At 65.8% G+C, this 10214-nt stretch carries 6 protein-coding genes and 2 pseudogenes; 3 read left to right on the top strand and 5 right to left on the bottom strand.

Annotated elements, in window-relative coordinates; genetic code table 11:
- A partial coding sequence (locus A5704_RS00895) for a type I polyketide synthase (RefSeq protein ID WP_156675663.1) occupies window positions 1-2707 on the bottom strand: 2707 nt, incomplete at its 3' end.
- Between the two features lie 190 nt (window positions 2708-2897).
- The gene (locus A5704_RS00890; protein ID WP_156675662.1) at window positions 2898-4664 is read right to left on the bottom strand and encodes an NAD(P)/FAD-dependent oxidoreductase; all 1767 of its coding nucleotides are present in this window, start codon (window positions 4662-4664) and stop codon (window positions 2898-2900) included.
- Between the two features lie 214 nt (window positions 4665-4878).
- Here A5704_RS00890 and A5704_RS00885 point away from each other — a divergent pair.
- Window positions 4879-6069, top strand: a pseudogene (locus A5704_RS00885) (cation:proton antiporter); the annotation flags it as partial.
- Window positions 6070-6132: 63 nt separating this feature from the next.
- Here the strand turns inward: A5704_RS00885 and A5704_RS28130 are convergent.
- Together A5704_RS28130 and A5704_RS00875 are read right to left on the bottom strand one after the other, a co-directional pair.
- Window positions 6133-7002 carry a hypothetical protein gene (locus A5704_RS28130; RefSeq protein WP_067781972.1) on the bottom strand — a complete coding sequence of 290 codons (870 nt, stop codon included), beginning with the start codon at window positions 7000-7002 and terminating at the stop codon, window positions 6133-6135.
- A 12-nt stretch (window positions 7003-7014) separates the two neighbouring features.
- Window positions 7015-8244: an acyl-CoA dehydrogenase family protein gene (locus A5704_RS00875; protein ID WP_067748934.1), complete on the bottom strand. Its 1230-nt coding sequence runs from the start codon at window positions 8242-8244 to the stop codon at window positions 7015-7017.
- Between the two features lie 124 nt (window positions 8245-8368).
- Between A5704_RS00875 and A5704_RS00870 the strand changes: the two genes are divergently transcribed.
- Window positions 8369-9169: an acyl-CoA thioesterase II gene (locus tag A5704_RS00870; RefSeq protein ID WP_067886947.1), complete on the top strand. Its 801-nt coding sequence runs from the start codon at window positions 8369-8371 to the stop codon at window positions 9167-9169.
- Window positions 9170-9231: 62 nt separating this feature from the next.
- Window positions 9232-9756: a nuclear transport factor 2 family protein gene (locus tag A5704_RS00865; RefSeq protein ID WP_067748928.1), complete on the top strand. Its 525-nt coding sequence runs from the start codon at window positions 9232-9234 to the stop codon at window positions 9754-9756.
- A gap of 186 nt (window positions 9757-9942) precedes the next feature.
- On the opposite strand, the pseudogene A5704_RS00860 reads toward A5704_RS00865, so the two are convergent.
- Window positions 9943-10214 (bottom strand): annotated as a pseudogene (locus A5704_RS00860) (NAD-dependent epimerase/dehydratase family protein); the annotation flags it as partial.

The raw sequence follows: 10214 nt of genomic DNA, 5'->3' as shown, positions 1-10214 counted from the left end.
GGGGATGCACCGGGTTGTAGTGCAGGTCCTCCGCGGCTTCCTGCGTTTCGTTCCAATACCGTTTGGACTGCCATGGGTACAGCGGAAGCTTCAGCGGCCGCGCCCCGTGCCGGGGGTAGAGAGCCTCCCACCTCACAAGGTGCCCTTCGCAGTGCAGCGCGCCAAGGCAATTCATCAGCGTGCGGCCATCGTCGGCGTCGCGCCGCTGCGTCGGCAAGACCACCACCTCGGCCTTCTGGGCGGAGGCGATCTCGACGATCGACGTCGCGAGGACGGGATGTGGCCCGAGCTCCACGAAATGGGTGTATCCGTCGTCGAGCATTCGGCTCACCGCGGGTTCGAAAAGTACTGTGGCGCGCGTGTTCTGCCACCAGTACGCGTCGCCGGTGGCGTAGCCCTCCAGGCGTTCGCCAGTCACCGTGGAATACAGCGGGATGGTTGCCGGGCCCGAAGACACGCCCTGCAGAGCGCCGAAGAGGTCTTCTTTCACCGCGTCCATGTAGTGCGTGTGATACGGCACCTGCACGTTGAGGAAGCGATTGAAGATCCTGAGCTCGTCGAGTCGGCGGGCGATGCGGCCCAAGGCGTCACCATCGCCTGCGATGGTGACCGCAGACGGACTGTTGACCGCGGCGATGGATACACCCGGCCCGATGGCGTCGACCGCTGGGATTTCCAGCGCCTGCATCAGCGATTCGGCGCCGAGGCCGACAGCGAGCATGCGGCCCAGACCTCTGGTGCGCTGTTGCAGACGACTTCGGTGGTAGATGACGCGGATCGCCTGTTCGAAGGTGAGGACGCCGGCCAGGTAGTGGGCGGCCACCTCGCCGGCGCTGTGCCCCACCACGGCGTCGGGAATGATGCCGAATTCTTTCAGTTGCTCGGCCAGCGCTATCTGGATGGCGAAGTTGGCGGGCTGGGCCACATCCGTCTCCGACATCCGAGAGCCCGTTTCGTCGGCGCGGAGTTCGTCGGTCAAAGACCAATCGGCATAACGGGATAGCTCGCGATCGCTTCGCGCGATGCTGTCGGCGAAGGCGGGATAGGCGTCAAGCAGCCCCCGGCACATCTTCCACCATTGGGGCCCCATCCCGGTGCAGACGAACGCCACCTTCGGCTTGGCCGGCGGCGTCCGGTCGACCGGGCTCTGCCCTTCCGCCAGGGCTCGAAGCTGACTCAGCGCGTCGGCCACACCGTCCGCGACGATCGCGCGGCGATGCGTCAGGTGCGTGCGGCGCCGGCTCAGCGTGTAGCCGAGGTCGTGCAGTGAGATTTCCGGGTGGGCGTCGAGGTGTTCCGCCAGCCGACGGGCCGTCGCGGCTAACGCCTCTTGCGAACGCGCCGAAACCGGCAGCACGGCCAGCGGCAGCTGCGGCGACCGCTTTAGGCCGGCTGGACCGGGAAACGGCGGCTCGGCGAGCACGACGTGAGCGTTGGTGCCGCCGAAGCCAAAGGAGTTGACCCCTGCGACGCGTCGCCCGTTGCCCGGAAACGGACGACCGGTGGCCGGAATTTCGATACCCGAATTCGCAAGCGGTATCGGATCATTGAGGTGCAGGTTCGCCGGGATGTACCCATGTTTGAGCACCAGCGCCGCCTTGATCAATCCGGCGACCCCCGCGCCGGCTTCCAGGTGGCCGATATTGGTCTTGACCGAGCCGATCAGCAGTGGATCGGCCGGTGACCGATTCGCAGCCAACACACTGCCGAGGGCCCCGGCCTCGACTGGATCGCCGACCGGGGTGCCGGTGCCGTGCGCCTCCACATAGCCGACCTCGTCGGGACGGATACCCGCCCTGCGCAGCGCCGTAATGATGGCCGCCTCCTGGGCCGCGGCGCGGGGCACCGTGATGCCGTCGGTGCGGCCGTCCTGCGACACGGCGGAGCCGAGAATCTGAGCGTAGATTTCGTCACCGTCGGCCACCGCGCGCTCGAGCGGCTTGATGACGACGACGGCGCCGCCTTCTCCCCGCGCGTAGCCGTCGGCGGAACGGTCGAACGCCTTGCAGCGCCCGTCGGGACTGAGGAATCCGCTCTTCGATTCGGCGATGGCGGTGTTCGGCCCGATCATGACATTGACCCCACCGGCCAGCGCGACGTCGCATTCGCCGTTCCAAATGCTCAGCGCCGCAAGGTGTACGGCGACAAGTGAGCTCGAGCACGCCGTGTCGATCGTCATGCTGGGACCCCGGAAATCGAAGGCGAACGAGATCCGGTTGGCCAGCATCGTCATCATCATTCCGGTGGCGGAATGGGCCTTGAATCGGTACCGGCTGGAGCGGCCCCGATTCTGCAGAAGTTGGTAGTCGAGGGTGAAACCGCCGACGAAGACGCCTACCTCGGTTCCCGCGAGGCTGTCCGCGGATATTCCGCCGTCTTCCAGCGCCTCCCACGTCGTCTGCAGCAGGAGGCGTTGCTGCGGATCGATCAGGTGCGCCTCGCGGGGAGAGATTCCGAAGAATTGCGGGTCGAACTGGTCGATTTCGCTGAGGAACCCGCCTCGCCGGGTGACCATCTTGCCGACCTTGGCGGGGTTCGGGTCGTAGTACTTTGCGGCGTTCCACCGGGATTCGGGGACGGTGTCGGTGGCGTCGGTTCCGCTGCAGAGTAAGTGCCAGTAGCTTTCCGGGGTCCGCGCACCGCCTGGGAACTGACAACCGATTCCGACGATCGCCAAGGGTTCACGAGTCCCGGCTGCGGCGCGCATGTTCATCCTTTCGCCCTACGACCGTGCACCGGTCCGCGCCGGATCGCCTTCGAGGAGTGCGATGCGTGCGCATCCCGCGTCCGCTGTGCGGGATACTCCGCGCCCCGGCCCGACCGAGGCGCTGGCCGGCCGCCGGCGAGTTCACTGGCCTCGACCGTGAGAACCGGGTCGTGCGCGAATCGTGTTCGGGTCAACGTGGTTCGAGTACGGGTGCGTCGCCGAGGATCCACGCCCGGCTGATCGGGTTGATTTCCTGCTCGTGGCGGTAGATGGCTCGCAGTTCCCGCAGAAGCGAGTCGCGTTGCCACGCCTGCACCTGCTGCATGACACCGTCTTCGGAGAACCGGTCGCACTTCTCCGAGATCACGGTCTCCACGAGCTGGCCGGCCAGCTGGTGCAAGAGGCGGGCGTTCGCGCGAAACTGCGCGGCGAAGTCCGGGCTTTCGCCGATCATCGCGGTGTGCAGGCTGACCATGAAGTTCAACGGTGAGTACAAATCGACGAACCCGGCCGACGGTCGTGCCGTCTCGACCGCGGCCCATTCCCGGAAGAACCTTTGCGTGCGGTTGCTGAGCTTGATCAACCCCTCCAGGTGAGGAACCACCTGTGGATCGTCGGCGACAGTGACGAACCGCCCGTTCCGGTAGAGCAAGCCGACAAAGCCCCAGTAGAAGGCGATGTCCCAAATCACCTTGGCGGACATCACGGCCGGCGAACCCATCAGCGCGTATTGATCGCAGTACACGGCGAGCCACATGTCGGTGAGGGATCGAAACAGCGAGTCGCTGATTCCCGACCGCGCGACGACGTCTTCACCGTCGAGTTCGCGGACAATCATGTCGGTGATGAGGCCGTTGCCGATGGCGACGAGGTCCAGGCCCGACGAGTACAACGGATCGAGGAAGATCCCCGAATCTCCGGTGAGACACCAACGGTCGCGGCCGTCGTAAACCTTCGTGGCGCCGTGACTGTAGTTTTTCATCACCCTGAAGTCCTTGATCAGGTGTTCGTGTTCTGCCAGCACCGCCGCGCATTGCGGCTCGTGCTCGGTGAGCCACGACCGAGCTTTGCTGAGGGTGTTGAAGCGGTCGAACGGGTGGAACGCCGGGTCGGCGACGATGCCGACGCTGGTGGATCCGGACGCGAGCCGGATCAGCCAGACCCAGTAGCCCTCCCCCATCAAGTGATTCGTGGACAGCGCGCGATCACCCTCGACGATGCGGGCCTGCCAGGCCGGATCCTCGCTCCACCGGCCGACGTCTATTTCGGCGGCGACACGCAACCACACCGCATTGCAGTTGTGTTCGTTGGCGCGCCGTAGACCCAGTTGGCGGGCCAGCGCACGATTTCGTCCGGATGAATCCACCACCCAACGCGCCGTCGTTCGGGTGATCGTGTCACCGCTCTGGATGGAAACGGTGTGCGGGTGTCCGCCGGAACCGCACTCGACCGAGACCGCGCGGCCGCGGCGGACGTCGATGCCCGCCGAGTGGCAACGTCGGTAAAGCTCGTTCTCCAGCCTGCCGCGGTCGATCTGGTACGTCACCTGGGGGATGTAGGAGGAACTGCCGAGTTCCAACCGCTCGGCGATATCGGTGTTGCCGCCGTGGGAGAAGAACATTCGCAGGCCCATCTTGCGGATCTGCGACGTCTGCAAGTGCTCGGCCAACCCAATGCGTTCACGGAGGTAGTGGGCGGAAACCTCGACCGTCGATTCGCCGACTGTGTGGGTGATCTCAGGCACTGGGTGGGAGGTGGGCGAGATGACGGCGATGCGGGTCTGGGGCCTGGCGGTTTGGATCTCCAGCGCCAGGGTCAGCCCCGCCGCACCACCTCCGACGATGGTGACGTCGTGATCGGAGCCGACCTTGTCGGCATCCAACAGGCCCTTGATCCTTCGCGCCAGCGTCTCGCGCGCCTCGGGGCTCAACTGCGACAGCTGCGCGCGCACGTCCACACGTCCACCTCTTGCAAAGCCAGGGAGATTAAGTTACTTAATAGTTAAGTACGTTACACGAAATGAGGACTCTCGCAAGCCTGCAAGCCCACGGCGTCGAGGTGGCGGGACGCTGGCGGCATTGCGGCCAGATGCGCTGCGGCAAAGCCGATCTCAACCGTTCGTCGCGCTTGGCGCCCTGATCAAGCCGACCACAGACACTCAGGACGTCATCATGCCGGCAGCAACCGCCGTACATTTCTTCCTCGAACTTGCCGTCATCCTCGGAACATGCCGGTTCGTCGGGCTGGTTGCGCAACGCTTGGGGCAACCCCAAGTCGTGGGCGAGATGATTGCCGGCGTACTTTTGGGCCCCTCGCTGCTGGGCCGGCTCGCGCCCGGCGTGCAGCACGATCTCTTTCCGCCCGGGCAGGCGAACACGGTGCTCTACACCGCGGCGCAGATCGGCCTGGTCTTGTACATGTTCCTCGTCGGCCTCAGCTTCGACGCCAACCTCGTCAAACACCGCGCCGGCACCGCGGCGGCGGTGTCGGCCGCGGGCATCCTCGCGCCGCTTGCCCTGGGTGCGCTTGTCGCCCTGCCCCTGCTGAACAGTGGCGTGCTGTTCGGAAAAGGCGTCTCGCTCGCCTTGGCGATGATGTTCCTGGGCGCGTCGATCGCAACCACCGCGTTTCCAATGCTGGCCCGAATCATTTTCGAACAACGGCTTTCCGGAACGCCTCTAGGTACGCTCGCCCTGATCTGCGGCGCGATCGACGATGCGCTCTCCTGGTGCATCCTCGCCGTCGTGCTCGCCATCCATCGAGGCAATCCCACCACAGCCGCCACGGCGATAGCCGGTGGCATTCTTTACACGGCGCTGCTCCTGACCGTCGGGCGGAAAGCGCTGGCCGCCCTCGGCGCGAGATCCGAGCGCCGCAACGCGGTCAGCACATCCACGTTCAGCACCGTCCTCGTGTTGCTCATGACGTGCGCATGGTTCACCGACGCGATCGGCATCTACGCGATATTCGGCGCATTCGTCCTGGGCGCGGCAATGCCGTCCGGCTTCTTCGCCCACCAACTCACCGCCAGGCTCGAGCCGTTGGTGACCACGTTGTTGCTGCCGCTGTTCTTCGTCTACTCGGGGCTGAATACCCAGATCGGCCTGGTGAACAGCCCGAAACTGTGGGCGGTGACGGTGGGAATGCTCCTGCTGTCGATCTTTGGCAAGGGCGTTTCGTGCGCGGTGGTCGCGTGGCTCAGGAAAGTCCCTTTTCGTGAGGCCGTTGCGCTGGGTTCCTTGATGAACGCCCGCGGATTGATCGAACTCATTCTGCTCAACATCGGGCTCCAGGCCGGCATCATCACCCCGACGCTCTTCAGCATCCTCGTTCTGGTTGCCGTGGTCACGACCCTGATGGCCACGCCGATATTCGAGTTCGTTTATGGGCGGCACCGGGCAGGCGAGGCGTCCCCCACCGGCCGGTCAAGAATCCAGGACGTCGAAGACCGCCGCAGCGGAGGTGACGGCCTTGTCCGCGTTCCCCTCGTCGTGCAGCAGCATGCGCACGCCGACGCGGCCGGGGGCGCCGCGGTGGGCGACCCCCTCGACCCGGAAGGGACCCACCTTGCCGCGCGACATGAACATGACGTGCCAGCTGACCACCTGGAGCTTTCGGGTCCCCGCGACGCCGGCGGCGAGGTCGATCGCCGCGGTTTCTAGGACGACGTGCTGCGGGCCGATGTGCAGCGCGGCGTCCGGCGAAGCGAGTTCGGTGCTGAGCTCGGGCAGCACCCAATGGCCATCGTCCCGCCTGCTGGCCCCGAAGGCCTGCCACAGCGGCGGCAGGTCCGGCGAGTCCTCGATCTCCAATTCCGTACCCGAAACGTCCATCCGGCCCAGGCCTTCCGGCGGAATGCCGATGATCGCTCCCTGCCCCTCGTTAAAGGCGATCACCCGATCCGGATTGTCGGCGTCGACGATCTTGCACCGCCCGTAACCCATGGTGCGGCCCTGGTGCACGATGCCCGAACCCACGATCTCGACCCGCCTGACGTCGTAGCCCGGGTCGATGATCTGCACCGACGCGATGACCGGATTGGGCACCGCGACCATGTCCGTCTGGCATCCTTCGGGGGACGAGATGGCCAACGGCGCCACCATGATTCCACCGGCCTCGTTGCGCATGTCACGGCGAATGGTGACGGTGTCGTCGACCTCACCGATGTCCATCGAGGAGTGTTTGCGGCCGATGTAGCGGTAGCTGAGCAGACCCGTCCAGCGCCGATACAGCTCGTCCCGGTATGCCTCGGAGTCTCCCGCCAACTCCCGGATGTCACGAAGCTGGTCGCTCAATTCCGGCCTCCTTCAAGCTTTTCCGTGCCGCACCTGGTTGAACGGCACGCCACGGTCGGCGGCGTACTCGCGCGGGAAATTCAGGACCCGCTCCCCGATCACGTTGCGTGCCATCTCCGTGGTCCCGCCACCGATGCTGGCAATCTGGCGGCCCAGGTAGCGCGTGCCGATGTCGAGCAAACCCGTCCCGTCGTCGATAACGGCCGCCGGTCCGGCGACGGCCAGCGCGGTGTCGACTTCGACGTCGTGCACCTCGGCCATGTAGAGCCGGATGATCGATCCCGCGGCGGGCGGCAGCGAACCGCCGGCCACGGCGTGGAAGACGTGCTCGCTGAGTTGTCCATGCACCGCCCTGTGCACCAAAGCTCGCCCGACCATTTCCCGGACACGTTCGTTGCCGGCTTGTTTCGCCTTCTCGACCACCGACAGCAGGTCGACGGAGACATCCTCGGCCTCGGCGATTCCCGGCCCGCTGGTGTACTCCGACCCGTCGCCCATGCTGCGACGTTCGTGGTAGAGCTGGCGCGACGCGACGTCCCATCCCTTACCCGGCTCACCGACGACGGCGTCGTCACCGACGTCGACGTCGTCGAAGAACTCCTCGCAGAATTCGACCGAGCCGTTGACCTGCTTGATGCGGTTGATGATGACGCCGGGATGCCGAAGCGGCACCAGGAACATCGTCAGCCCTTCGTGTTTGGGCGCGTTCCAGTCCGTCCGGGCCAGGCACAGCCCATAGTCCGCGGCGAATGCCCACGTGCTCCATGTCTTGGCGCCGTTGATGATCCATCGTCCGTCCCTGCGGTCGGCACGGGTGAGGACGCCCGCAAGATCCGATCCCCCGCTGGGTTCCGACAGCAACTGCACCAGCACTTCGTCGCCGCGAAGCGCGGCGGCTATGTGGGTGCGCTTCTGTTCCTCGCTGCCCATGTCGAGGATCGTCGCGCAGCAGATGGCGAAGGACGGGACGTTGAGCATGAGCGGCGTCTCGTAGGCCAGGGCCTCGGCGTCGAACGCCTTCTTGTATTCGTAGCCCAACCCGAGGCCGCCGCACTCGCGCGGGAAGCAGATGCCGGCGAATCCGCCGTCGTACAGCTTCCTCTGCAATTCACGCGCGCGGCGCCACGAAGCCAGCTCGTCGCGCTGCAGGGCCATTGCGTCTTCGGAATCAAGCCGAGGGAGGTTTCCGGCCAGCCAGGCCCTGGCCCGGCTCCGGAATTCTGCGACCGACTCGGAAGTCACCGGATGGCCTCTCATTCGAGCGTCGACCTTGTGCTGGGCGACTGTACAGCAGCGGAGCCGAGGCAGTCGAGACCCCGCCCTCGGCGCCGCGTCGCGTCCCCCGCCGGTAGTCTGCGGACGACTCATGACGCACCCCTTCGACGACGCCATCCGGCTGCAAACCATCGACGCCGACACCAGGCGCGGCCGGACCCATCCGGAATGGGCCAATATGGTGGGGCCCTTCGGTGGCATCACCGCCGCGACGATGCTGCACGCGATCGAATCGCACCCCGAGCGCATCGGCGAACCGTTGGCTTTGACGGTCAACTACGCCGCCCCCATCGCCGACGGCGACTTCGACATCTCACTGCGGGCCGCGCGCACCAACCGCAGCAACCAGCACTGGATCGCCGAACTCGGCCAGGATGGAGACGTCAAGACAACGGTGACCGCGTTGTTCGCTCTGCGCCGCGACAGCTGGGGCGACACGGAAAGCCGCCCGCCGAGCGCACCGGACCCGGAGCAGGTTCCGCCCACCGATCCCGGCATCGTTCGATGGTCCAGCCTTTACGACATGCGGTATGTCGAGGGACAAATTCCCAGGGAGGACGGGCAACCGAGCGAATCCTCGACGACCACACTGTGGGTGCGTGACGGCGCCCACCGCCCCGTCGACTACCCGGCGCTGGCGGCCCTGAGCGACGTCTTCTATCCGCGCGTGTTCCTGCGCCGCGGCAACGTCATCCCGTCGGGGACCATCTCGTTGACGACATATTTCCACGCCGACCAGCACCAACTCGACCATTTGGGAGACGACTTCGTCCTGTGCACCGCCCACGCCAACCGCTTCTCCCGGGGCTACTTCGACCAGAGCGCGCAGGTATGGACGCGGGAGGGCACGCTGCTGGCGACCACGCATCAGGTCGTCTACTTCAAGGGCTGACAGGTTTACACTTCGCCAGTGAAACGTCACGCAGGGGCGCACACCGAAGGAATAGAGCCGCTATGACACAGCGCGCGCACGACGCGATCGCCGACGCGGCCACACTGCTGGACATCGAATCGATCAAGCAGCTCAAGGCTCGCTATTGCCGATACCTCGACAACAAGGACTGGGCGGCGTGGCGAACCGTCTTCACCGATGACTTCGTCAGCGACACCGCCGAGGCGGGCGGCAAGGTCATCGAGGGCGCGGACGAGTTCGTGTCGTTCACCCGCAAGGCCCTCGGGCGGCCGGCCCAGGCCACGGCGCACCAGGTGCACGCCCCCGAAATCACGCTCACTTCGGCGACCACCGCCCGCGGGGTGTGGGCGGTGCAAGACGTCGTCCGATTCGGAGCAGGCGTGACCTTGGTGGGGTACGGCCACTACCACGAGACCTATGAGAACGTCGACGGTCAGTGGTTTATCAAGAGCTCCAAGCTAACTCGCGTGCGAGAGGATATCGTCACCCCAGTATTCTCGATCTACGTCTCCGAGCGAATCCGACGCGCGATCGGCAGAGCCGCCAATCGACTGATGGGACAATGACAAAGCCATGACTGCCTCTACCGTTTTGGTCACCGGCGCGTTCGGACAAGTCGGCAAGCGTTGCACTCAGATCCTGCTCGAGCGGGGACGCACCGTCATCGCAATGGATCTGCGCAACGACAACACCGTCGCCGTCGAACGCGAGCTGGCCGCCGGCGGGTACCCCGGCACGCTCATTGCGGCCTACACCGATCTGCTGGACGCCATCAGGAACAGCGGCGGCCGGGGGAGCGCGGCGCAGGCCGCCAAGAGATTCTCGGTGCCACCGACGTTTACCTTGCGGGCCAACGCGGGCTTGCGATACGACAGCGGGGACACGACCGCGGCGAGGTGGACGACCGCGTCGGGCCGATGAGTCGCGGCGAGCCCGCGCACCGCCTCGGCGTCCAGCAGATCGGTGTAGGCCGCAATGAGCGTGCCGGGGTACCCGCCGGCGGCCAGCTCGCGTTCGACGGCGA

The sequence above is a fragment of the Mycobacterium sp. E735 genome (assembly GCF_001666955.1).
Taxonomy (GTDB): domain Bacteria; phylum Actinomycetota; class Actinomycetes; order Mycobacteriales; family Mycobacteriaceae; genus Mycobacterium.
Note: the sequence above shows the minus strand (reverse complement) of the source record. Positions and strands in the feature narration are given on the sequence as shown.

Coding starts and splice junctions, on each gene's coding strand:
- A5704_RS00870 (WP_067886947.1), top strand. CDS start 8,369: ATGACGCACCCCTTCGACGACGCCATCCGGCTGCAAACCATCGACGCC.
- A5704_RS00865 (WP_067748928.1), top strand. CDS start 9,232: ATGACACAGCGCGCGCACGACGCGATCGCCGACGCGGCCACACTGCTG.